This window comes from Pedobacter psychroterrae (genome assembly GCF_004331695.1).
GTDB classification, from domain to species: domain Bacteria; phylum Bacteroidota; class Bacteroidia; order Sphingobacteriales; family Sphingobacteriaceae; genus Pedobacter; species Pedobacter psychroterrae.
Genome location: NZ_SJSL01000001.1, coordinates 37,992 through 63,957 on the forward strand (window position 1 = coordinate 37,992; position 25,966 = coordinate 63,957).

18 protein-coding genes are annotated in these 25,966 nt (G+C 42.2%); 13 read left to right on the plus strand and 5 right to left on the minus strand.

Annotation, left to right across the window (positions count from 1 at the left end):
• Positions 1 to 5 precede the first annotated feature (5 nt).
• On the plus strand, positions 6 to 947 hold the full coding sequence (gene trhO, locus EZ437_RS00190) for an oxygen-dependent tRNA uridine(34) hydroxylase TrhO (protein WP_131591986.1): 942 nt from the start codon (positions 6 to 8) through the stop codon (positions 945 to 947).
• On the opposite strand, the gene EZ437_RS00195 is transcribed toward trhO, so the two are convergent.
• On the minus strand, positions 944 to 2,116 hold the full coding sequence (locus EZ437_RS00195; RefSeq protein ID WP_131591988.1) for an ATP-binding protein: 1,173 nt from the start codon (positions 2,114 to 2,116) through the stop codon (positions 944 to 946). The two genes, trhO and EZ437_RS00195, sit on opposite strands and share 4 nt — an antisense overlap.
• Before the next feature lie 145 nt (positions 2,117 to 2,261).
• Between EZ437_RS00195 and EZ437_RS00200 the strand changes: the two genes are divergently transcribed.
• The 10 genes from EZ437_RS00200 to EZ437_RS00245 all read left to right on the plus strand — a co-directional run bounded on the left by EZ437_RS00200 (position 2,262) and on the right by EZ437_RS00245 (position 19,492).
• Positions 2,262 to 5,153: a triple tyrosine motif-containing protein gene (locus EZ437_RS00200; RefSeq protein ID WP_131591990.1), complete on the plus strand. Its 2,892-nt coding sequence runs from the start codon at positions 2,262 to 2,264 to the stop codon at positions 5,151 to 5,153.
• 300 nt (positions 5,154 to 5,453) lie between these two features.
• The gene (locus EZ437_RS00205) at positions 5,454 to 8,405 is read left to right on the plus strand and encodes a SusC/RagA family TonB-linked outer membrane protein (RefSeq protein ID WP_225869453.1); all 2,952 of its coding nucleotides are present in this window, start codon (positions 5,454 to 5,456) and stop codon (positions 8,403 to 8,405) included.
• Positions 8,406 to 8,416: 11 nt separating this feature from the next.
• Positions 8,417 to 9,907 carry a RagB/SusD family nutrient uptake outer membrane protein gene (locus EZ437_RS00210; protein WP_131591994.1) on the plus strand — a complete coding sequence of 497 codons (1,491 nt, stop codon included), beginning with the start codon at positions 8,417 to 8,419 and terminating at the stop codon, positions 9,905 to 9,907.
• 11 nt (positions 9,908 to 9,918) lie between these two features.
• Complete coding sequence (locus tag EZ437_RS00215) at positions 9,919 to 10,776, plus strand: LamG domain-containing protein (protein ID WP_131591996.1); 858 nt, start codon at positions 9,919 to 9,921, stop codon at positions 10,774 to 10,776.
• A 109-nt stretch (positions 10,777 to 10,885) separates the two neighbouring features.
• Positions 10,886 to 12,529 (plus strand): glucoamylase family protein, encoded by a 1,644-nt coding sequence (locus tag EZ437_RS00220; protein WP_225869454.1) that lies wholly within the window; start codon positions 10,886 to 10,888, stop codon positions 12,527 to 12,529.
• Between the two features lie 50 nt (positions 12,530 to 12,579).
• The gene (locus EZ437_RS00225; protein WP_131592001.1) at positions 12,580 to 13,935 is read left to right on the plus strand and encodes a glucoamylase family protein; all 1,356 of its coding nucleotides are present in this window, start codon (positions 12,580 to 12,582) and stop codon (positions 13,933 to 13,935) included.
• A 3-nt stretch (positions 13,936 to 13,938) separates the two neighbouring features.
• The gene (locus EZ437_RS00230; protein WP_131592003.1) at positions 13,939 to 15,687 is read left to right on the plus strand and encodes a family 43 glycosylhydrolase; all 1,749 of its coding nucleotides are present in this window, start codon (positions 13,939 to 13,941) and stop codon (positions 15,685 to 15,687) included.
• Between the two features lie 11 nt (positions 15,688 to 15,698).
• The gene (locus EZ437_RS00235; protein WP_131592005.1) at positions 15,699 to 16,364 is read left to right on the plus strand and encodes a GDSL-type esterase/lipase family protein; all 666 of its coding nucleotides are present in this window, start codon (positions 15,699 to 15,701) and stop codon (positions 16,362 to 16,364) included.
• 9 nt (positions 16,365 to 16,373) lie between these two features.
• Positions 16,374 to 18,674, plus strand: a complete 2,301-nt coding sequence (gene bglX / locus EZ437_RS00240; protein ID WP_131592007.1) for a beta-glucosidase BglX — start codon at positions 16,374 to 16,376, stop codon at positions 18,672 to 18,674.
• A gap of 32 nt (positions 18,675 to 18,706) precedes the next feature.
• Positions 18,707 to 19,492 carry a carboxylesterase family protein gene (locus tag EZ437_RS00245; RefSeq protein ID WP_131592009.1) on the plus strand — a complete coding sequence of 262 codons (786 nt, stop codon included), beginning with the start codon at positions 18,707 to 18,709 and terminating at the stop codon, positions 19,490 to 19,492.
• Between the two features lie 2 nt (positions 19,493 to 19,494).
• Here EZ437_RS00245 and EZ437_RS00250 read toward each other — a convergent pair whose 3' ends face one another.
• On the minus strand, positions 19,495 to 20,712 hold the full coding sequence (locus EZ437_RS00250; RefSeq protein ID WP_131592011.1) for an erythromycin esterase family protein: 1,218 nt from the start codon (positions 20,710 to 20,712) through the stop codon (positions 19,495 to 19,497).
• Positions 20,712 to 22,076: an erythromycin esterase family protein gene (locus EZ437_RS00255; protein WP_131592013.1), complete on the minus strand. Its 1,365-nt coding sequence runs from the start codon at positions 22,074 to 22,076 to the stop codon at positions 20,712 to 20,714. Before EZ437_RS00255 ends, EZ437_RS00250 begins: the two co-directional genes overlap by 1 nt.
• Before the next feature lie 246 nt (positions 22,077 to 22,322).
• On the opposite strand from EZ437_RS00255, the gene EZ437_RS00260 reads away from it, so the two are divergent.
• Positions 22,323 to 23,114, plus strand: coding sequence for a hypothetical protein (locus EZ437_RS00260; protein ID WP_131592015.1), 792 nt, complete (start codon positions 22,323 to 22,325; stop codon positions 23,112 to 23,114).
• Positions 23,115 to 23,136: 22 nt separating this feature from the next.
• On the opposite strand, the gene EZ437_RS00265 is transcribed toward EZ437_RS00260, so the two are convergent.
• Complete coding sequence (locus EZ437_RS00265; RefSeq protein WP_131592017.1) at positions 23,137 to 23,865, minus strand: YebC/PmpR family DNA-binding transcriptional regulator; 729 nt, start codon at positions 23,863 to 23,865, stop codon at positions 23,137 to 23,139.
• 184 nt (positions 23,866 to 24,049) lie between these two features.
• Positions 24,050 to 24,994, minus strand: coding sequence for an NAD-dependent epimerase/dehydratase family protein (locus EZ437_RS00270; protein ID WP_131592019.1), 945 nt, complete (start codon positions 24,992 to 24,994; stop codon positions 24,050 to 24,052).
• 279 nt (positions 24,995 to 25,273) lie between these two features.
• On the opposite strand from EZ437_RS00270, the gene EZ437_RS00275 reads away from it, so the two are divergent.
• Positions 25,274 to 25,960 (plus strand): gluconate 2-dehydrogenase subunit 3 family protein, encoded by a 687-nt coding sequence (locus EZ437_RS00275; RefSeq protein WP_131592021.1) that lies wholly within the window; start codon positions 25,274 to 25,276, stop codon positions 25,958 to 25,960.
• Positions 25,961 to 25,966: the final 6 nt, after the last annotated feature.

A 25,966-nucleotide genomic window follows, 5' to 3' on the forward strand; every position in this document is an offset into this window, starting at 1 on the left:
GAATTATGACAACATATCAGACATTACTTTACTATTGCTATAGTCCCATAGCCAACGCAGAACAATTTGCTGCAGACCACCTGGCATTTTGTAAATCGCTTAACCTTGTAGGCCGCATCATTGTAGCCGACGAAGGCTTAAACGGAACTGTTTCAGGAGCTAAAGAATCCTGCAAAACCTATATAGAGGCCATCCATGCAGATGAGCGCTTTAGCAAAACAGAATTCAAGATCGACGAAGTAGCCGAACCTTCTTTTATTAAAATGCACTGCCGTTACAAATCGGAGATTGTGCATTCAGGTCTGAGAGATCCCAAAATCATTGACCCCAACAGGCAAACAGGTAAACACTTGGAGCCTAAAGAATTTCAGCAGATGATCGATCAGGAAGATGTAATCATCCTTGATGTACGCTCAAACTATGAGCACAACCTGGGCAAGTTTAAAAACGCGGTAACATTAGACATTGAAAACTTCAGGGATTTCCCCGAAAAAATCAATGAACTGGCTAAGTATAAAGACAAAAAAGTACTCACCTACTGTACAGGCGGCATCAAATGCGAAAAAGCTTCGGCCCTACTGTTGCATCACGGCTTTAATGATGTATACCAGCTGCACGGCGGGATCATTAAATACGGCAAGGAAGCCAATGGTGAAGATTTTGAAGGGAAATGCTATGTATTTGACAACAGGATTGCGGTAGATGTAAACACGGTAAACCCTAAAATAGTTTCTACCTGCCGCAACTGCGGAAAAACTACGCCAAAGATGATCAATTGTGCCAATCCTGAATGCAATGAGCATTTCACACAGTGTGACGAATGTGGCGAAGCATTGCAGGGATGCTGTTCTGTGGCCTGTACTACCAATCCAAGAAACCGTAAATATGACGGCACAGGCTATTATGTAAAAGTACCGCAGCCGGTCAACAAACCTGTAAAAGCTTAAGAAAGACCAGCGGTAGCATTGTCCCAGCTCTGGATGGTATATTTTGTCCGCTGCTGATTTTCTGAGCCCCCGTATATCAGATATTTATTTACATGCATTTCGGGTTTTAGGGAGTCAAAATAATCAAGCTCTTTAAATAGTGCAGAAGATATAGTCTGGGTTGACTTGACCTCATAAATATCAAAACCGTTATGTATTTTAATGAGCAGATCAACCTCCCTACCATTACTATCCTGCCAAAAACTGTAGTCATTATGCAGGTATAAATGATGATTTTGCTTTTCAAATTCGGAAATGATCATATTCTCAAAAATATTACCTTTGAGTCTATTTTGGTTCAAACTATCAGCGTCTTTAATCTGCAATAGATAATTAAGCAGCCCGGTATCATAGAAATAAAGCTTAGGACTCTTTACCAAACGTTTATTGAAGTTTTGATGTTGCGGTTGTAATAAGAAGATAATGTAGCTGCTTTCCAAAATTGACAACCATGCTTTGGCTGTTGGCTGGGAAATATCGCACTCGTTTGCTAAAGAATTTACATTAAGTAACTGACCAGCCCGGGCTGCACATAAACCTACAAAAGTTTTAAATAAGCTTAAATCGCGGATATTAAGTAATTCCGTAACATCTTTCTGGATATAGGTCTCCAAATAATTTGCATAGAAGATCGTTGGGTCGATGTTACGGCTATAGATTGGCGGATAGAAACCTTTAACGGCCATTTCCTGATAAGTACCACTAATCAACTGAGCATCCCTTAGCTCGGAGAAATCGAAGGGTAAAAGTTTAAACAACGCTACCCTTCCTGCCAGCGTTTGAGTAATGCTATTTATCAGATGGAAATTTTGAGATCCTGATAATATAAATTGTCCCATTCTTCCACTTTCATCTACAATGCGTTGCAGATAGGAGAATAATGCCGGAACCCGTTGCACTTCGTCAAATATGATTTTATCATTATAAGTGTTAAGAAAACCAAGAGGGTCTTCAGTAGCAAAGCTCCGTAAATCCGGGTCTTCTAGTGATATGTAGGTATAATCACTGAACAATTGTTTCAGCAATGTTGTCTTTCCAGACTGTCTTGGCCCGGTCAAGGCTAGTATCGGAAACTTATCTCTTTGCTCAGAAATTTCATTAGCAATATGCCTTTTTATGTACTCTTTCATGCTACAAATATAATCTATTTTGAAATTACATAGATTTTATTTTGAAATTACATAAGATTTATTTTGAAATTACATAACTTCTATCTTGAAATTACATAGATTTTCTTTCGTACTTTTGGGGTTCACCAAGAAGCAATAAAGCCGCATGATCTTGAAACCGTTGAAAATACTCAGCCTTTTTATCATTGTCACCTTTTGGGTGCAGCTTTGCAAGGCTCAGGAAATTAAGAGCATCGGTGTACCTTACGTGCAGAATTATGCTAAGTCGGTATACATGGCGGGAAACCAGAACTGGTCGGTAGCGAAAGGCAAAGATGCGGTGATGTATTTCGGAAATGCGCAGGGCCTGCTCACCTACGATGGTAAATACTGGGAGCAGTACCAAATGCCTAACAAGCAGATTGTACGTGCCGTAGCGGCAGATGATCAAGGAAGAATCTACACTGGTGGTTTTGGCGAGTTTGGCTATTGGGCATACAAAAACCGGCGCCTGACATATACCTCATTAACCATACTTGTTCCTAAAAAATATATCCCCAAAGACGAGATCTGGAAAATTTACGTGGATGGCGGAAAGGTGATTTTCCAGTCCTTCTCCAGCATCTATATTCATGAGAATAATAAAATCAGGGTAGTAACCGGCCCATCAGCCTACTTGTTTATGCACCAGATTGGTAAGCGGTTCTATATTGAAGTCCTTGGAAAGGGACTCTTTGAATTGGTATCAGGAAAATTAGTCCCGTTGAAAAATACCGGAACAGTACAACCTTCCGGCATCTTATCAGTGTTGCCATATAAGAATGGGAGCTTGCTTATCGGAACCAGCAAAAATGGGTTATATGTATACAATGGAGAAAACTACACGCCCTTCAGTACGGCAGCCAATAACTTTTTGTCTACTTATCAGCTCAACAACGGTGTACGCATTTTGGATAAGTACTATGCCTATGGTACTATACTAAATGGCCTCATCATCATAGACGAAAATGGTGCTATTATACAGCGAATAAATAAATCAAGCGGGTTGCAAAACAATACTGTTTTGAGTATGTATGCAGATGATGCGCAGAATTTATGGATCGGACTTGATAACGGAATTGACAGGATAGAGCTTAATGCACCATTGTATTTCTATTTCGACAAGACTGGCCAGTTTGGCACCGTATACTCAAGCCTCATATACCAGGGAAATATTTACCTGGGCACTAATCAGGGCTTGTTTTATAGCGCATGGACACCTGGCAACAGCAGCTCTTTCGACTTCAAGCTCATCCCCAACTCGCAGGGACAGGTCTGGGAGCTTTCGGAAATAGATGGACAACTTATTTGCGGACATAACGAAGGAACTTTCAGCATAGAAGGCAATAGGTTGATTCCTATTTCTGCAATACAGGGAGCCTGGACTACAAAAAAACTCCATTCAAAACCTGAGTATCTTATTCAGGGAAGCTACACAGGGCTAGTGGTTTTTAAGAAAGATGCTGCAGGCGCCTGGAGGTTTCTGCATAGGATTTCGGGATTTGGAGAACCCTCGAGATACGTCGAGCAGGATGTAAAGGGGGACATCTGGGTAAGTCATGCATACAAAGGGCTGTATAAACTCTCACTAAGTGAAGACTTGAAGAAAGTGACTTCAGTCAAGAATTATACTGAAAAGAATGGGCTGCCGAGCGACTACAACATTAACATATCCACTGTAGAGAACAGGCTTATTTTCTCAACCGCAAAAGGATTCATGCTATATGATGACATCAGCGACCGATTCACTCCGTACACTACGCTAAACGCAGCGTTGGCAGGCTTCGCGACTTCCAATAAAATCATTCCAGCAGGGCCAAGGAAATATTGGTTTATAAATAATGGTAAAATGGGTTTGGTGACCCTAGGAGATGCAGGTAAGATTTCAATAGACTCAAATCGCTTCAGCGTCCTGGATGGACGAATGGTACAGTACTATGAAAATATCAGCCGTATTAGCAAAGATATTTACTTGGTCAGTGTAGATGATGGATTCGTCATCTACGATGCAACAAATGCACCAGATAAACACTCGCTAAAACTTCCATCAGTATTGATCCGCCAGATAGAAGACGTAACTGATACTTACAGACTGATTAGTGAGATTGGCAATAGCGGTTCTAAAATTGAAATCCCTTACGCCCGCAATAACATCCGTATCTCTTATACGCTGCCCTGGTACAGACAGACAAAAATACAGTTTCAGTATTTTCTGGAGGGATATTCCAAGCAATGGTCAGACTGGAGCCCCGCATCACAGAAGGACTTTACCAATTTGAGTCAGGGAAACTATGTATTTAAAGTACGGGCGAAGATCAATGAAGAAGCGGTAGGCAAGGAAACTGAATTCAGCTTTAGGGTACTACCGCCTTTCTATGCCTCTGCATGGGCCATATTACTTTACATTATTCTTGCTGCAATCTTATTAATAACGGGAAAACTACTCTACGAGCGGAAACTGCGAAAGGACAAGCAAGCCATCACCAGTCGTATGCAGGACGAGAAAGAAGAGTTTATAAAGAAAGAAGCTGAGGCCACAGAAAAGCAAATTGTGAAATTGCAAACTGAACGTTTGCAAGCGGAACTGGCTGGGAAAAACAGAGAACTGGCAAATTCTGCGATGAGCCTTGTCTACAAAAATGAATTACTTCAGAAGCTTAGTCAGGAGATGCTGAAACTCAAAGATTCCAACGGTAAGCTATTGGGCGAAGATCAGTTGAGGAAAATACAAAAGGTGATAGATGAGGGGATGAATGACGAACGTGATTGGAACTTATTTGAGAGCAGCTTCAATGAAGCTCATGAAAGCTTCTTCAAAAAACTTAAAGCCAATCACCCTGATCTTGTGCCCAACGACCTCAAGTTATGCGCCTATCTTCATATGAATATGAGTAGTAAAGAAATGGCATCTTTACTGAATATTTCTTTGAGAGGTGTCGAGATCAGACGTTACAGATTGAGAAAAAAGCTCGATGTACCCCATGATAAGAACCTTGTAGAGTTCCTAATGGAGCTATAACACTACATCAATACCTCTCATAATCCTTTTTTTCAAGATCAAAATCCATTCTTTTTTTTATGCGCTGGTGTAGGGGTATTTATATCCCCGAATGCATCTCTATCAGCTATTTATAGAAATAAAGGGCATATTCAGGGTGTGTGAGATAGTGTAAGTTTCGGCTATGATGTATTAATGTAGAGGCAGTTTATTTGTAATAGCAAGAATACACACGGAGATTTATACAACTAAAATAACTTAAACAGCATGAAAAGATTCTTTACAAAATTATCTGTTTTAACTTTTCTATGTTTCCTTTGTATGAACGCCGCATTGGCACAGAACATCACGGTATCTGGTACAGTTACCGATGGAGGCGACAAGACTCCGCTACCAGGTGTAGGTGTTCAGGTAAAGGGAACCCAGACAGGAACGACAACAGATGCATCGGGTAAATTCGCATTGAGTGCCCCGGCAAACGCAACACTGATTTTCACCTACATTGGGTATACCACCCAGGAAGTATTGGTAAACAATCAAACAACTATCAGCATCGAACTGGCGGAATCCGCTCAGGATCTGGAAGCAGTCGTGGTGGTTGGTTATGGAACCCAAAGAAAAATTGACGTAACTGGATCGGTTGCAACCGTGAAGGGCGAAGAGATTTCTAAACAGGCTTCAACAAATGCCCTCAGCGCCTTACAAGGAAAGGTTGCTGGTGTACAGATCACCAATTCCGGATCTCCAGGCTCCTCCCCCACCATTAGAATAAGGGGTGTAGGATCGGTATACGGAAGTGTGAACCCGCTTTATGTAGTTGACGGTGTTTGGTATGACGACATCAGTTTTCTAAATCCAAATGACATTGAGAATATGTCGATCCTGAAAGATGCCTCAAGTCAGTCCATCTATGGGGTGAGAGCAGCGAATGGGGTAGTACTCATTACTACAAAAACAGGAAAAGGCAATATCAGCATCAACTATGATGGTTATGTAGGTTATCAGAATGTCACTAACCAGGTAGAGATGGCTAACGCAAGCGAGTATGCAACCTTGGTGAATGAGCAGGCGGGTGCAACGCAGTTTCCAGATCCTTCCATGTTTGGAGAAGGAACAAACTGGTTCAATGTAATATTCAGAGATGCCCTGCAAACAGCCCACAATGTTACTGTTGGAGGTGCGACTGAAAAAGCGACGTATAACTTCTCACTAGGCTACCTTAAGCAAGAAGGAATTGTAAAACGGAATGACTTCGAAAGAATTTCAGCCAGATTTAACGGAAGCTATCAGGCAACAAATTTCCTGAAATTAGGTTATAACGCAGCCGTCCAGCAAAACGGCACAGCTGATATGCCTGGCGGTATCATTTATAAAGCATTCACCGCGGCTCCAGTAGTACCGCAATTTTACCAGGATGGAACGTATGGTGATCCAAACGATTTTCCTATTGGAAATGCAACAAATAATCCAAGAGCACAGCTTGACTTCTTCAAACAAAACTCTAAAAACTATAGGGTAACCGGGAACGTATTTGCAGAGGCAAAAATATTACCTGAGTTGACCTTTAAGACAAGTTTCGGTGGAGAGTTCGGTCAGGCAGAAGTACTAGGTTACAATCAGGTATACATCGCAACTGTCGCACAAAGAAATGACATCAGCCAGTTGAATATCACCAAAGGTGATACAAGAAACTGGATATTGGAGAATACCCTAACCTTTGACAAGTTGTTTGGCGATCATAAACTAACACTATTAGCCGGACAGACTGCACAGCGTCAAAAGTTCTATGAACTTACTGCCAGCGCTAGAAATGTTCCGTACAATACTGACGGAGATTTATACTTGTCATTAGGTCCTATTGATGAAGATAATCCAAGGACGATAACTGATAAAGGAGCTTTAGCTACCTACACTTCCTATTTCAGTAGGGTAAACTATGCTTTTAAAGGTAAGTACCTGCTTAATGCTTCTATCCGTGCGGATGGATCATCAAAATTCTCTGGTGATCAACGCTGGGGTTACTTTCCTGCAATTGGAGCAGGTTGGGTGATTAGCGAAGAAGGATTCATGAAAGATCAGACTACGCTGAACTCTTTAAAGTTGAAAGCAAGTTGGGGTAAAGTAGGTAATGCGGGTGTTCCTGCCAACCTATCTACGCTGCTTATCAATCAGGGACCCAAGTTCACTGCTATTATTGGCGGACAGCCTCAACCAGGAGCGAATATCACGTCTATCGTTCCCCCATTGACCTATTGGGAACGAGGTGTTGGAACGGACATAGGACTTGAAGGTACAGCTTTGGACAATAAACTGAATTTTGAGCTGGACGTTTACGAGAAAAGGACAGAACAAGGAATTTTCAGGATTCCGGTGCTGACATCGATCGGTCTTGATGACGCTGTTATCATCGGGAACCAGGCTACTTACCGCAACAGAGGCATTGAAGTTTCTGTTGGATACGGAGATAAAAGCGAAAGCGGCTTTGGTTATAACATCAGTGGAAATTTTAGTTTGAACAACAATAAGGTGACTGAGACTGTAACTGGAGGTAACCCTATTTACTCAGGAGGAGCATCCTCGACAGGTGGTCAGTTGAGTACACGTACAATTGTTGGACAGCCTATCGGGCAGTTCTTCGGGCTTCAGGTTGCTGGTATATTCCAGACGCCTGAGGAAATAGCAGCGTCGTTGCAGAAGGCAGCAAAGCCTGGAGATTTCAGGTATGTTGACACCAACAACGATGGAGCGATTGACGCTAAAGACAGGGTGGTACTAGGTAATCCGAATCCTAAATATACTTTTGGCCTAAATACTGGCTTTAGTTATAAGAATTTTGATTTGGCTGTAGATGTTCAGGGAGTTGCTGGTGTACAGGTTTATAATGCCAATAAAGGCTTGAGATTTGGTTCTGAAAACTTCAGTAAGGACTTCTATGACAACAGATGGCATGGTGCTGGCACTTCTGATTCTTACCCGTCGGCGAACATTGGGGGTGGTGACAACTACAAGCCAAATTCATGGTATGTGGAAGATGGAAGCTATTTGCGAATCAGAAATATTCAATTAGGATATACCCTAAACAATGCATTGCTTACCAAATGGGGAGCGCAGCGACTTAGAGTTTTTGCTGATGCGCAAAATGCCTTTAATTTTTTCAAATACAAAGGGTTTACCCCAGAGATTACCAATACCAGTCCTATTGAATCTGGAATCGACAATGGCATTTATCCACTTTCGGCGACTTATAGAATTGGTTTGAATGTTTCATTTTAATAATTATAACGATGATATCTATCAATAAAATCAACATATACAAACCTCTTGGTGTATTACTAATCGCAGCATTGGTAACTACTCAAGGTTGTAAGAAGAGCTTTTTAGATGTACCTCCTCAAGGTCAGCAGGAAGCCACACAATTCTGGGTATCTCCCGAAGATGCAACGAAGGGTGTAAATTCTATGTATGCAAATCTGCGGACATGGGAGAACACTGCATTTGCTCCCATGGGAGTCGAGAGTCTTGGTTCTGATGAAGCTGAAAAAGGTAGTACAGCAGGTGATGCAACATTTTTTAATGCATTTGACGATTTCTCGCTTTCTTCTACAGAAGGACAGGTTAAAGATCTTTGGAAAGGTCAATACCAGAACATTAACCTGGCCAATCAGGTGTTGGACAATATTCCCAACATCAATATGGACGCAACGCTAAAAAACAGATATTTAGCTGAAGCAAAGTTCGTTAGGGCCTACTCCTATTTTCGTTTAGTAAGAGCATTCGGTGATGTCCCTTTGAGGCTAACTGTCCCTAAAGACGCTAGCGAGTACAATCTTCCGCGCGCACCCGCCACACAGATTTGGGCAGCTATTGAGAAAGACCTCGAAGAAGCTGCTGCTGTATTGCCGCAAACTTATGGTCCGACTGATATAGGCCGTGCTACCAAAGGCGCAGCCAAAGGGATCCATGCTAAAGCAGCATTGTATCAGAAGAAATGGGACCTTGTTTTGTCATTGACCAATGAACTTATGACAATGGGTTATTCCCTATTGCCAAATTATGAAGCCTTATTCAGAGTGCCTAACGAAAACAGTTCTGAGTCGGTATTTGAAATTCAAAGTCAGAAAATACCTTCTATCACTGGCGCAACAACTAGCCAGTACGCTCAAATTCAGGGAGTAAAGGGAGTTTCATGGGGTGGCTGGGGCTTTAATACACCTACGCAGGTGTTGGCCGCTGCCTTTGAACCCGGAGATCCGAGAAGAGACGCTACCATCCTTTTTGCCGGAGAAACTACTCCTCAGGGAGATGTGGTTCCTGACATAGTTGGTAATCCAAGAATGTATAACCAGAAAGCATATGTGCCATCGAGCTACTGGCAATCTGGGTTTAATGAGGGAGCTGATCAGAATATCAGGGTTTTGCGCTATGCTGATGTATTGCTAATGAATGCAGAAGCTGCAAATGAACTGGGGAACACCCCTCTGGCACTGGCCTCTTTGGAGCAGGTGAGGAAACGTGCGAGACAAGGAAGCTCTACCATTTTACCTGCAGTGACTACTACTGACAAAACTGCCCTCCGACTTGCCATCTGGCATGAGCGAAGGGTTGAGCTCGCCATGGAGTATGACCGTTTCTTTGACGTGATTCGTCAGGGTCGTGGCGTAGAGGTATTTGGACCGAAAGGGTTTAAAGCAAACAGAAGTGAACTGATGCCAGTACCTTCTGATGAAATTGACCTGAGTGTAGGTGTGTTAACACAAAATCCTGGATACAATTAAACCAAAACATCATGAAAGTATTTAAAAATAATATAAAAATAATGCTGACAGGATTGGCGCTGACTATTGCGATGTCATCGTGCCAGGAGGAAGCAAATGACTATGCCCCTCAGCAACCAGCGATAGATGGTTATGTGTTTTCTAACGAAGTAGCACCTGAAAGCCTGGTGGCCCACTGGGGTTTTGAAAACAATGTCAAAGAAGAAAAAAGCGGAGCCGAAGGAACCGCAACCAATACCTCATTTGCTGTTGGAATTAAAGGTCAGGCCTACAAAGGCAGTTCGACAGGATTTGTGGCTTATGAAACAACCCCAGGTAACAACTTAAAAGATCTGAAAAGCTTTACCACCACTCTTTGGATAAAAACGGATAAACATGATGGGGGTGCACAAGCTGTATTTATGCTGCCAAGGACCAGTGATTTCTGGGGCAATATGTTTGTCATGATAGAGGGCAACAATACCACTGAAGACAAAATGCTGATTAAAATTGGCTATGGCGGACAATGGGCTGAATTAACCGGTGACCTTAGAGTGACTGGTATATATGGAAAGTGGGCACACCTTGCGTTTTCATACAATGCAGGAACATCAAAATTTGCCATGTACGTAAATGGATCTGCTTTAACACTTCCTGCTGGTATAACTGACAGAAAAAATGGGAGTAACCCATTAGGTGACTTAACACTCCCTGATGCTTCAAAATTTGTAATCGGGGCGTTTCAACAGCAATTAGGAGCGCCATGGGGCACAGCGGATGGCTGGATGTTGCCTTACACCGGTATACTTGACGAGTTACGTATCTACAATAAAGCACTTTCTGCTAAAGAAGTAGGAGCTATTTATAAGTTGGAGACTAAGGGAAGATAAATATCTCTTTAATCCTGAACCCTAATGTTTGCCGGTAAGGTACCGGCAAACATCTTTTCATATTGTCATTCTGGTTATGGTCGTTAGATACTACTTTTCTTTATTACTCTTGATACTGATTGGATCCTCATGTAAAAAAATTAATCAGCCTGGTTCGATTGATCCTCCAGTTGGTCCGCCAGCAGGGTCATTTACTTTTAATGAACTAAAAGTAAATGATGTGTTTAGCGGTTTTAGCTACTACTCTGTAAACCAAAAGCCTATCATAAAACTTTCATTCTCTGCCGCAATTGATAAAAATACAGTTGCCGCAGGTATTGTAATGAAAAATAAGGGAAACGTTACCGTTGCACTGGATATCACATATGAGAACAATGACAAAACAATAATCCTTTCTCCTATATCTGCCTTGCAGCCAATTACCATGTATTTTCTGGATGCACAAACCAGTTTAAAATCAACCGATGGAAGTAAATTACTAAGCCCCATTACCATAAACCTTGTTACTGCTATTGACCCTTCCGATAAGTTTCCTATAATTTCAGATCAGGAATTACTAACAAAAGTTCAAAGACAAACGTTTAAATACTTTTGGGATTTTGGACATCCTGCAAGCGGAATGGCAAGAGAAAGGAACACGTCGGGCAACACCGTCACCTCCGGAGGTTCCGGATTTGGAATAATGGCAATTATTACCGGAATAGATCGGGGATTTATAACAAAAGCGGAAGGGCTTTCCAGAATTCAGAAAATTATTAGTTTTCTAAAGACAGCAGATAGGTTTCATGGAGCATTTCCGCATTGGATAGATGGAAACACAGGAAAAGTTATCCCATTTAGCCAAAAAGACAATGGCGGGGATTTGGTAGAGACCTCACTCCTTATGCAAGGTTTACTTACTGCTCGCCAATATTTTAGTGAGGAAAATGAAGTTGAGTCTACTTTAAGATCAGACATAAATGCGCTGTACATAGCAGTAGAATGGGATTGGTATAGAAAGGATAACAGCAATACCTTGTATTGGCATTGGAGCCCTAATTACAATTGGGACATGAACATGCCGATACGCGGATGGAATGAAGCATTGATTACCTATGTTTTAGCCGCTTCTTCAACCACACATACCATCTCTAAAACAGTGTATGATAATGGTTGGGCGAACAATGGTGCGATGAAAAACGGAAATACTTATTATGGCGTACAACTTCCACTCGGACCAGCAAGTGGCGGTCCCCTGTTTTTCTCTCATTACTCTTTTCTTGGCATTAATCCTATTGGACTCACTGACAACTATGCCAATTATGAGACACAGAATAAAGCGCATGCTTTAATCCAATATAACTATGCAAAAGCTAACCCCAAAAACTACTACGGGTATGGCGAAAACTGTTGGGGCCTGACTGCAAGTGACGACATCAACGGGTATTTAGCACATGAGCCCGCCAATGATAATAGTGTAATTTCCCCAACCGCAGCTCTTTCATCTTTCCCGTATACCCCAGAAGAATCCATGAAGGCACTTAAGTTTTTTTATTATAAATTAGGTGATAAGCTTTTCAAGGAATATGGTTTTGTGGATGCCTTTTCTCTGCAACATCAATGGTTTGCCGACTCTACTTTAGCAATAGATCAGGGCCCAATAATAGTAATGATAGAAAATTACAGAAGCCAACTTCTATGGAACTTATTTATGAGTTGCCCCGAAGTGAAAACAGGAATGAAGAAACTTGGATTTAGCAGTCCACATCTCTGACTTAATATTTGACAAAAAAGCCTTATAGTATCCAGATGAATCTTTTTATTATGAAAACTACGCACCTAATTGCCATTCTTCTCCCTTTTTGCATAGTGTCTTCCACTTTTGAGACTTCGGCTCAGCAAAACAAAAAAGGCAAAGATCAGATCAAACCTGAACTAGGCATTAAAAAGGGCCTTACGGATGACCAACTATTGGACTTGGTGCAAAAGCAAACTTTCAGATACTTTTGGGACTTTGGGCACCCAGTTAGCGGCATGGCGCGAGAACGCAGTAACCGTTCTTTTGATTATGGAGAAGAGGTGGTCACTACAGGAGGCACAGGTTTCGGTGTTATGGCGATGATTGTAGCAGCCGAGCGCAAGTTCATTACACGTGAACAGGCTGCAGATCGCACGAAAAAAATAGTCGACTTTTTGTGGAAGGCCGATATGTTTCATGGTGCTTTCCCACACTGGCTTAATGGCGAAACAGGAAAAGTGATCCGTTTCAGCCAAAAGGACGATGGGGCAGACATCGTAGAAACTTCCTTGTTATTTCAGGGTTTATTGACTGCCCGTCAATATTACACAGCAGATAATCCTATCGAAAACGATATTAGAAATAAAATATTATGGTTGTGGGAGGGTATAGAATGGAGTTGGTTCACTCAAAACCAAAATGTACTTTATTGGCATTGGAGCCCGAACAATGGCTGGAGTATGAACCATCAGATAAAGGGATGGAACGAATGTATGATCACCTATGTGCTGGCGGCCTCATCTCCAAAATTCCCAATCAACAAACGCGTGTATGATGATGGATACGCCAATAACAACACCTATTTTAATGGGCGTAAATTTAATGACATTACCTTACCCCTGGGTTTTGACTATGGAGGCCCGCTTTTCTTTTCGCATTATTCATTCCTTGGCCTGGACCCCCGGGGTTTAAAAGACAATAAAACAGATTACTGGGAACAAAACAAAAACCATACGCTTATCAACAGGGCCTACTGCATTGAAAATCCTAAAAAATTTAAAGGTTACGGTGCTAACAGCTGGGGCTTAACTGCCAGCGACAGCTGGATTGGATATGCTGCTCACTCTCCAACAGAAGACCTGGGCGTAATATCACCAACCGCAGCGTTATCAGCTTTCCCATATACACCAGAACATTCAATGGAAGCATTAAAGCATTTTTATTATGAAAAAGGCGACAAACTTTGGGGTGAATATGGCTTTATTGATGCCTTTAGTGAAGAAAAAGACTGGTATGCGAAATCCAATCTGGCTATAGATCAGGGGCCGATCATTGTGATGATAGAGAACCACCGCAGTGGCTTACTATGGAAATTATTTATGAGCAGCCCGGATGTAAAACGCGGCCTCAAAACCCTGGGATTCACAAGCCCTAATTTGTAAATAATGAAGCGGGTAAAACACATAACAATGTTCCTGGTACTTTTTCTAAGTATCGGGGCGTTTGCTCAAAAAAAACAGTTGACTTATTGTAATCCTATTAACTTAGATTATGGCTATACCCCTATCCCTAATTTCTCTGAACAAGGAAAACATCGGGCTACAGCAGATCCGGTTATTGTAACTTACAAAGGTGACTACTACTTATTTTCTACTAACCAATGGGGTTATTGGTGGAGCAGTGATATGTATAACTGGAAATTCGTTTCTAAAAACTTCTTAAGACCCGAACATAAGGTGTATGATGACCTTTGCGCCCCCTCAGTTTGGATACAGGGTGATACCATGCTTGTATTTGGTTCTACTTATGCGAAGAATTTCCCAATCTGGATGAGTACAGATCCTAAAAAAAATGAATGGAAAGAAGTTGTTCATGAGTTTGAAATTGGCGGATGGGACCCCGCACATTTTGTTGACGAAGACGGCAAGTTATATATGTACAATGGTAGCAGCAACAGCTATCCATTGTATGGCATCGAACTTAACAGAAAGACATTTAACCCGATTGGCACCCGCAAGGAACTATTGCTGCTAAATCCAGAACGATACGGATGGCAACGATTTGGAGAACATCTGGACAACACCTTTTTAGATCCTTTTATGGAGGGAGCATGGGTGACGAAGCATAACAGCAAATACTACCTCCAATACGGCGCGCCAGGTACAGAATTTAGCGGCTATGCAGATGGTGTGGCAGTTGGTCCAACGCCATTAGGGCCATTTGAACATCAATCGTTACCTTTCTCCTGGAAGCCCGGTGGTTTTGCCCGTGGTGCAGGTCATGGTGCTACCTATCAGGACAAATGGAACAACTACTGGCATGTTTCTACCATAGCGATCTCCGTGAAAAACAACTTTGAACGTCGCTTGGGTATCTGGCCAACTGGCTTTGACAAAGATGACGTGATGTATATGGATGCTGCCTTTGGCGATTACCCACAATACTTACCTACCGGAGAGAAGGATCATTTAAAAAGTGGGTTTACCGGATGGATGCTATTAAACTATAATAAACCTGTCACTGTTTCATCCACTCTTGGATCATTCTATGCCAATAACGCAGTTGATGAAAGCATTAAAACATATTGGAGTGCCAAAAGCGGAAATAAAGGTGAATGGATTCAAACAGACTTAGGCACCATATCAACAATAAATGCTGTACAAATAAATTATGCTGATCAGGATGCTGAGTTTCTTGGCAAACGTCAGGATATTTATCATCAATACAAACTTTGGTATTCAACTGACGGTGTGAAATGGAAAATATTAACAGATAAAAGCACCAACAAAACAGACGTACCACACGATTATATTGAACTGGAGCAACCAGTAAGCGCCAGATACATCAAACTGGAAAATATACATATGCCTACTGGGAAATTTGCCATTAGCGGTATAAGGGTTTTCGGCAATGGTAACCTGTCGGCTCCAAAAAGCGTCAAAGATTTTGTGGTGCTGAGAACTGAAAAAGATAAGCGAAGTGCTTGGTTGAAGTGGGCTCCTGTGGATGATGCTTATGCTTATAATATCTACATAGGCACAGAGCCAGACAAGCTGTACAACTGCATTATGGTGTACGGAACGAACGAATATTGGTACAAAGGGATGGACAAAGATAAAAGTTACTATTTTAGCATCGAAGCAATCAATGAGAGCGGTGTCGCTCTGAAAACAGAGGTTGTTAAAGCAAATTAGAAAAACACATTATGAAACATTACTTCTATTTCCGTCTACTTTTTGTATTACTAGTGGGTCTGTCTACCACTGCCTTAGCACAGAACAAACCTTTCTGGAACGATATCCAAAAATTCAAACGTCAGGACAGCATTTCCATGCCCCCTCAAAAAGGGATTGTATTCGTTGGCAGTTCCTCTTTCACCATGTGGAAAGACCTCGAAACAGTATACAAAGATTACCAGGCAATCAACCGCGGCTTTGGCGGTTCTACTTTGAAAGATGCAAACGAATATGTGAACGACATCGTACTCCACTACAAACCGAGACAAGTGGTGATCTATAGCGGAGAAAACGACATTGCCAGTGGTGCAACTGCAGAAGAAACCTTCAGCCGCTTTACTACATTCTTTAACCACATCAGAAAAGGACTGCCAAAAACAGAAATCACCTATGTATCCATGAAACAAAGCCCTTCCCGTGCGAAGTTTTCGCCGGAGGTAGTAAAGGCAAACGGCATGATCAAAGCATACACCGAAAAGCAGAAAAGAGCTGGCTTTATCGACGTGAATGCTAAAATGCTGGACAGCAACGGCGCACCGCGACCAGAGCTGTTTCTGAACGACATGCTACACATGAAGCAAGCGGGCTACGACATCTGGATCAAAGAAATCACCCCCCATTTAAAAAAGAAATAAACTCATAATATGAAACTGACCCACCTATTTTTCCTGACTTTGATATTTAGTACCGGCGCTTTGTTCGGCCAGCAAAAAAAGGCAGTGTCTGCTGCCGATCAAAAAATGAATGCTTTTATTACAAAGCTCATGCTGAGAATGACGGTAGATGAAAAAATAGGGCAGTTAAACCTGCTCACAGGTGGTGAGGCCACTACTGGATCTGTGGTGAGCAATGATGTAGAAAGCAAGATTAAAAAAGGCCAGGTGGGCGGTATGTTTAGCTTTACCACACCCCAAAAGATCCGCAAGGCCCAGGAGATAGCAGTCAATCAAAGCAGGCTGAAAATACCGATCATCTTTGGGCAGGATGTAATCCATGGATATAAGACCACCTTCCCCATTCCCCTCGCACTGTCAAGTACCTGGGATTTGTCGCTGATAGAAAAAACAGCAAGGATAGCGGCTGTAGAGGCTACGGCCGACGGGCTAAACTGGACCTTCTCCCCTATGGTCGATATTTCAAGGGATCCCCGCTGGGGAAGAATCTCTGAAGGATCGGGTGAAGATACCTACCTCGGATCGCAGATAGCCAAAGCAATGGTAAAAGGGTACCAGGGTGATGACCTGAGTAAATACAATACCATGATGGCCTGCGTAAAACATTTTGCGCTGTATGGAGCAGCAGAAGCCGGAAGAGATTACAATACGACCGACATGAGCCTGCACCGCATGTACAATGAATACCTGCCTCCGTACAAGGCCGCGATAGATGCTGGCGCCGGAAGTGTAATGACTTCTTTTAACGACATCAATGGTGTACCCGCTACGGCCAACAAATGGCTGATGACCGATGTATTGCGCAAGCAATGGGGATTCAAAGGATTTGTCGTGACCGATTACACAGCAGTAAATGAACTGATAGACCACGGCTTAGGTGATTTGCAGACAGTATCTGCTTTATCTCTAAATGCTGGTGTGGAAATGGACATGGTAGGTGAAGGATTCCTCACCACGCTAAAAAAATCTTTGCAGGAAGGTAAGGTAAAACAAGCTCAGATAGATCAGGCATGCCGTCTGGTGTTGGAAGCTAAATATAAACTGGGCTTATTTGAAGATCCTTTTCGCTACTGCGATGAAGAGCGTGCTAAAACAGAGATCCTCAAACCAAGTCACCTGCAATTCGCACGTGAGGCCGCTACCCAGTCTTTTGTACTGCTTAAAAATGAGAATCAGACACTGCCGCTTAAAAAAAGTGGAAGCGTAGCCCTCATAGGCCCTTTGGCAAATACAGGAGCGAATATGCCAGGCACCTGGAGTGTAAACAGCGACCTGGCAAATACGGCATCACTGCTTGACGGCATGAAAGCCACACTGGGCTCAGATGTAAAAATACTGCATAGCCTGGGCGCGAACCTGCTTGCCGATGCGGAATACCAGACCAGGGCGACCATGTTTGGTCGTGACATCCCAAGGGACAACAGGCCGGAAGCCGAAATCATTAAGGAAGCTATAGACCTGGCTAAAAAAGCTGATGTCATCGTAGCCGCACTGGGCGAAGCTTCTGAAATGACTGGCGAGGCCTCCAGCCGCACAGATCTGAATATTCCTGACACACAAAAACGGTTGCTTAAAGAATTACTTAAAACAGGTAAACCTGTGGTATTGGTGCTGTTTACAGGACGTCCGCTCACCTTAACCTGGGAACAGGAAAATGTACCCGCTATTCTGAATGTATGGTTTGGCGGAACAGAAGCTGCTAAAGCAATAACCGACGTCCTGTTTGGGGATGTAAATCCCTCAGGTAAACTGACCGCTACTTTCCCGCAAAATGTAGGGCAGATCCCTTTGTACTACAGTCATAAAAATACAGGCCGCCCGCTACCGGAAGGCAAATGGTTTTCTAAATTCCGGTCCAATTATCTGGATGTAACAAACGAACCGCTTTATCCCTTTGGATACGGACTGAGCTATACCACTTTTGAATACAGCGACATTAAGCTCAGCAAAAGCAGTTTTAAAGCTGGCGAATCAATTACAGCGAGCGTAACTGTTAAAAACACCGGAATGCGTGAAGGCAAAGAAGTCGTACAGTTGTACACTCAAGACCTTGTTGGCAGTATCACCCGCCCGCTTAAAGAGCTAAAAGGCTTTCAAAAGATCAGCCTCAATCCCGGTGAAAGCAAAATTGTCACCTTCAAAATCACTGAAGAAGACTTGAAATTCTACAATGCAACGCTGAAATACCTGGCCGAACCCGGAGAATTTAAAGTTTTTATCGGTGGGAATTCAAGGGATACCAAGGAAGCAGGATTTTCATTGGCACGGTAAATTATACAGATAGAATTTACTATTTTAGTAAAATGAACCAAGCTAAATTATCCGCCACTATTGCATTGGTTCTGTGCTTTGCTGTTGCCAAAGCGCAGGACTTAAAAAAGTATGACAAAGGCAGTTATATCAAAGGAAAGGACAGCATCTACTACAGAATCCTGTTTCCTGAGAATTTCGACCCCTTAAAATCATACCCCATGATTGTGTTCCTGCATGGTTCAGGTGAAAGAGGGAACGACAATGAGAAGCAGCTGACGCATGGCGGCAAGCTATTCCTGAAAGACAAGTTCCGCAAGCAGTTTCCCGCAATTGTAGTATTCCCTCAATGCAGTAGCGACAGCTTCTGGGCCAATGTAAAGTTTGAGTCTGGCACTTCCGGCAAAAGGGTATTTAACTTCGCTACAGGAGGAAAACCAACCAAGTCTATGCATGCCCTGCTGGGGATGCTGGAAAACCTTAGGGATAAACCATACGTAGACAAAAGCAAAGTATACATTGGCGGCCTTTCCATGGGCGGTATGGGAACTTACGAACTGCTGCGCCGCAAGCGCAAAATGTTTGCTGCTGCCTTTGCCATATGTGGCGGAGACAACGTGGCCAATGTGAGGAAATATAAAAAGACCCCTTTATGGATCTTTCATGGAGAGAAAGATGATGTAGTACCCGTTGGCCTGTCGACAGAGATCGCCGACCAGCTAAGGGTATTGAGGGTACAACCTAAGATCACGTTATATCCGAATGACAACCACAATAGCTGGGACTCTGCCTTTGCAGAACCTGAACTGCTACCCTGGTTATTTTCCCAACAACGTTAACATCAGTAGTTCGCAAGATCCAAATCGGTCAGGCTGGAGAATAGAAATACTGCATCAATCGCATATTCATCTTTGCCAAGGATGAGGTTTCCAACTTGCCCTTTATATGGCCATATCATGATTGGCTTATAGCCTTTTAGCAACTGTGCATCATTTGTACGGTCAATGAACTCGCCCTTCTGGTATAAGGACTTCGCATGTGCTGTACCATTCACCTTTTCTAAATCACCTTTTCTGTTAGGGATATCAATCATGATTACCTTGCCACTGTCTGCGAAGTCAATAGCAAAGCTTTGGTAACTTGATTTAAGATCGTCATTGAGGTATTTGCCTACCGCGGAAACTGGAAGACCATTTAGCTCGACGCTTGTTTCCAGTTCCCCTTTCATTACCTGATAGGTCATCGCATAAAAGATTGTTTGCTTTCCCAAATTCTTTAAAACCTGACTCGCAGTATAGCGTGCCTTCTCATTCAGCTGATTTTGTGAAAATTGCTGATCGGGGGAGGTATACTTAAGCACGTATTTATTGTGCTGCAGATCTTCCTCACATCGCATAATTTGCTCTTGAACGGATGTAGAATGCTTCTTTTTTCCAATGGCTTGCAGCCAAATCTTAATGTCTGAATAGGCCAAAGAATCGGAGGTATCGTCATTACTCCATTTTTCGCTCAGTTGCTGACCATACACTTTATCTATTTCAAAGACATAAGCAGCTAAAAAATATGCAGGTGGAATCCTGCTCAAAGGAGCTACTCCGTAAATATTGACCTGATCTTTTGGATTGGTTAAATTGTATTGTTTTAACCATTGCAGGAATGCCCGAAAGTCGCGGTTCCTAAACTGGTAATCGGATGAAAAAATACTTTTAACCAGGGAGTCTAACACTAAAGTGTCGGCAGGGATAGCATTTGTTAAGTAAGTATTCAACGGTCGCACTTGCCAGTCATCCACATGCAACACGATGTTTCTGAATTTTTGCTTACTAATCAAATAGGCAGAAAATGAAGTTGTTAGTTTTTTTGATTCTTTAACAAATACAGCGGCATCACCCAGACCTAAAACTTTTATACCAGCAAAACTTCTGGAACCCAACAGCTGATCGAAAACATGAATAGCATCGGCTATGTCTTTCGAAACGATTTCCTGTATTTTTTGGCCCTCGGCCCTAACCGTCAGTAGCAACAGTCCAATAAAAGCAAGGAGGAGTTTCATCTGCATCAAGGTGATTTGAGTTTTCCGCTAGGATAAATATGACTAAATATAACTAAGGCATCTACGTTTTTCTGATATTCGGGCATATAAAGATGATGTCCATTGGCATCAATGGCATTGATGTCCTGGCCAATTTTCCTATCTATTATATCCTGATAAAACAAGATCGCCTCTGAAATACCATACTTTTCATTCAATCTGTTGGCTGCCGCAGAGAGTGTTTGCGGAAAGGTCTTCCTGATATATCTCTGTGTATGCTTTGTCGTGGAGTCTTGGTTGTTGATATCAACCAGCGCCTGTTTCGAATAATCAGTGGCTATTACATAATATTGATCTTTGAAATACTGGTTCAGGTAGTTGCCCATGTATTTAACCTGCCCTTTAATTACATGTCCATTATGTGCCGAAACAATAGCTTTACCCCCTTTGCTAAGGTATTTTACATTTTCCGCCAATACGCTGTCGCGAAACAAATTTGCCGCATCAGTCTTTTCAACAAGGGTTTTCGAATCTCTCATCAAGTACCCTATGCCGTCTACTGCATTGCGGATGTAATATTTCAGCCACCAAAAATCTTCTTCATTGAGTTCCGCTTTGAGTCCTTTCTCATTCGTAACAAACCAGTCTTTAAGTACTTGAATTTTATCAACATCCGAGATATCTGAACTTAATTGATATATCCATTTTTGACTTTCCTTATGGTCAAATGGAATGAGGTATTTATATACGATCCGGTTGATCAAGCTTTGATCTTTACCTATTTCAAATCCCATGATCTCCACCCTGTCTTTCGGGTTTCGGTCATTATATTGCTTAATCCAATTCAGCAGATCCGGGAAAACCTCGGAAACCGCATCCACGGATTGAGAATTTTTAACCCAGGCAGGAATATAAGCTGCATCGCTGGCTTTCGGGTCATTTAAGTAGTTTCTCATTGCCCTTAGCATTCCGACATCCGCCCATTCAAAAAGGACCTTTCGATAACCCTTCTTTTCGATCAGATATTTGATCATGTTGGCATTAAAAGCAATTGGCTCATAACCACCATGGCTTACTTCACCCAAGGCAAGGACCTGGACATTATCCGGGATTTTATCATCAAAAACCGAATTCAGGTACGCACTTGAATAGTTTGTAGTTAAGTCACTTAATTGAAATTTAGCCAGCTGTGTAGGCGGAATGGCCTGACCAAAGGAGAGGGCATTGAATATCGTTACGCTCAAGACGCTCAGAATTACAAATCTTGTGGAGGCACCTATTTTCATGAAAGCTGTTACTAATATACTGTTTGGATTATTAATCCAAAGATATTTAAACGCTTTTTTTCGCTTGGTGCTCAACAAGTCCGAATTCATAGCTGGTTCTTTCATACTTCGTGATGAAATAAGGTAAATTACCTATTGAGATCATAACGAGATATGGGTTGGACAACCCCGGGATAGGTGTCGCAAGCTTTGTATCAGTGTACCTACTGAATCCAGGTTCAGTCCAAGTTGAGTCCAAGTCTAGTCCAACTATCTTCAATAAAAGTTGGACTAGTTATGGATTAATTATATATTTATGTTTCAGTGACTACGAACACTGATAAAACAGTGATAAGAACTAAATAGAATATTATGGCTAGAATAATTGGAAAATTTATGAAAGGCGTGTTAGGGGATTCAGTATTGAAGACCTATGGAAACATGCAGATAGTACAGGCAAGGCCCGTAAAAGGCAAGAGCAAACGTACAGAAGGAATGGTGAAGTCTTCCTCTTTGTTTGGAGTCGCGAGCAATATCGCCCATGAATTCAGAACGGGGGTATCAAAGTTGGTAACGCCATTTTATGATGGAACCATGATATTCAGGCTCAATACAGAAGTAGCTCATTCTCTAAGATACGCAAACAATCCGGAAACTGGATCATTTAATTTGGTCGCAGACAGTTTCAGCAAGCTTGAAGGATTTGATTTTAATGCAAAATCCCCCCTGGTGAATACGCTGGTATCGTTGCCTCAGGTGGAAATAGGCGAACACACCCTCACTGTTTCTCTCCCTGCATTGGAAATCCCTAAAAATCTTAAGTTTCCTAAAGATACCAAATTTTGCAGAATGCTGATCGGCCGTTCACTAACAGATCTGACCAATAAAAAAAGAAAAATCGACTTCGCTACTTTTGATGTCCTGAATAAGAAAGGAACAACAGTTCCTCAAAGCTGGGAATTTGAAACTGAACCCGGGTGTGTTTGTATTGTTATGATATCCCTTCAATTTATCCAATCTTCACTAGCGGGCGAGACTGTCATCAACAGTAAAACTTTTAATCCGGCGGCAATATTAAAAGCTGTAGTATCAGAAGGCCAGGCAAATAAAGCAAATACAAAAACTTGGTCAACAACGCTGACCAAGCCAATTAAATTGGGATAGACTTATCTGTAAACCGTTACGTTTATTCTGCCATATTGTGGTAAACTGCCTGAACATCATCGTCCTCTTCCAGTTTATCGATGAGTTTCATTACATCAGCTGCCTGTTCTTCAGTCACATCATGGTGCGACAGGGCAATGCGCTCCAGCTTGGAACTTTTTAATTCTATGCCTTTCTCTTCCAATGCTTTTTGCAGGGAACCGAAGCTTTCGAACGCACCTTGCGCAACGGCAATATCATTTCCTTCTTCGTCCGCTTCTACATAAAGTTCATCCAGTCCCGCATCGATCAGTTCAAATTCCAGCTCTTCCAGATCAAAATTATCAGCAGGTACAAACCTGAATATCGATTTTCTGTTGAACACAAAATCCAATGAGCCGGTCTTGCCTAAAGTACCATTTGTCTTGTTGAAATAACTGCGCACATTGGCAACCGTACGATTGGTATTGTCCGTAGCCGTTTCGATCAGTATTGCCACACCATGTGGTGCATAACCTTCATACACGATCTCTTCATAATTGGCCATGCTTTTGTCAGACGCCCTTTTAATGGCGGCTTCAACACGGTCCTTTGGCATGTTTACCGCTTTCGCATTTTGCATTGCCGTACGCAGGCGTGAATTCGTTTCGGGATGTGGCCCGGCATCTTTCACCGCCATTACGATGTCCTTACCTATCCTGGTAAATTGTACGGCCATTTTGGCCCAACGCTTAAATTTTCTTTCTTTTCTAAATTCAAATGCTCTTCCCATTATCTTGGTTTTATTTCTTAGTCTATTGGTCGGTCGTTATCCCTGGCTGATCGTCATCCCTGGTCGGTCGTCATCCTGAATTTATTTCAGGATCTCGCAAGAGAAAGACGGCTTTGCATGTCCGTCATCCTGAAATAAATTCAGGATGACGTGTGTTATATCAGGCCTCCAAATGACGAACCTTTTATTTCTTTAAATTCTTAAACATATCTGCAGTCAGCTTTCCAAGGTCAAATTCTGGTTTCCAGCCCCAGTCCTTCGCTGCATAACTGTCATCAATCGATCTTGGCCAGCTATCAGCTATTTGCTGCCTTGGATCATTGGCGCCGTAATTTAAGGTAAATTCCGGAATATGTTTTCTTATTTCATCAGCCAAGGTCTCAGGAGTAAAGCTGACCCCTGTAAAATTATAACTTGATCTGATGGTGATGTCATCCGCATTGGCATCCATTAATTCTATGGTACCGCGGATCGCATCGTCCATGTACATCATGGGCAGTTCAGTGCCTGCGTTCAAAAAAGAGGTATAACTGGCTTTCTTGAGTGCATCATGAAATATGTGGATGGCATAATCCGTTGTACCACCGCCCGGCGCAGCTTTCCAGCTAATCAGGCCCGGATAGCGGATGCTCCGCACATCAAGGCCAAATTTCTGATGATAATACTCACACCATCGTTCTCCGGCAAGTTTACTGATCCCATACACGGTATTAGGGTCCATCACACAAAACTGCGGGGTAAGATCTTTTGGTGAATTTGGCCCGAATACCGCAATAGAACTTGGCCAGTAGACCTTTGCGGTTTTATAGGTAATGGCCAGGTCTAAAATATTGAGCAGGCCGTTCATGTTTAAATCCCAGGCCAGCTTTGGATTCTGTTCTCCGGTAGCAGACAATAACGCCGCAAGTAAATACACCTGCGTAGGCTTGTACTTTTGAAATATCGCATTCAATGTATCCTTTTCAAGGACATTTACAAATTCAAAAGGCCCTGAATTCTTTATGTCATAATCCGGGCGGCGGATATCGCAGGCAACGACATTGCTTTCGCCATAAGCTGTGCGCAAGGCGGTGACAAGCTCTGTACCGATCTGACCATTTGATCCTAATACTACAATTTTTTCAGTCATCTATGATTTTGATTTTACCAAAATTTAATAAGTGGACAAACGTATTAAAAAATGTTTATTGACACCAACTATTTACTTACTAAATATTCTATTAATTAACGTTTATATTTAATACTATTTTATATAATACCAGTTGGAGAATGCGCGTTTAATTGGTTAGGTAACAAATACATTTTTTTTTACATTAATTGTGTAATTTGGACACTAACTATTTATTTTTTCTTAATATTACAAAACAAAACACACTTAGCGCAGACCTAGACACCTAAACAGCCAAATATGGACAGAAGAGCAGCAGTGAAAAATATGGCCTTTTTAATGGGAGGTGCATTATCTGCAACTACGATAGCGGTTTTTCTTGACGGTTGCACTTCAACATCTACCACAGCCAGTGGCAATTTATTTACTGCAGATCAGCAAGCGCTGATCACTGAAATTGCTGACATCATTATACCTGCCACCGGCACACCTGGAGCGAAAGCCGCGGGCGTGGGGCCTTTCATTGCGATGATGGTCAAAGACTGCTATCCTGACGATGCGCAAAAAGCTTTTGTGAAAGGTCTGCAAGAGCTGGAGGAACAGTCGAAAGATGAATATAAAAAATCCTTTACAGAACTGTCTGCAGAGGAGCGCCAGCAGCTGCTCAACAAAGTAAGGGAAGCTACTATAGCAGATATTAAAGCAGAGAATGAAACGCTCGACAAGCAAAAACAAGCTGATCAGGAAAAACAAAGGACTGACCCTGCAAAGGGCAAGTCACAGACAGAAAATGCAGGAATAATTTCTATTCTTCCGAAGGATAAGCCTAAAACAGAAGCCCGCTTCTTTGCCATCATCAGAGACCTAACCTTGCTGGGTTATTTCACCTCAGAAATAGGGGTGACCAAGGCCTATGAATATGTAGATATCCCGGGCCGTTATGACGGCTGTACGGATTTGAAACCGGGTCAAAGAGTTTGGGCATAAACCTCA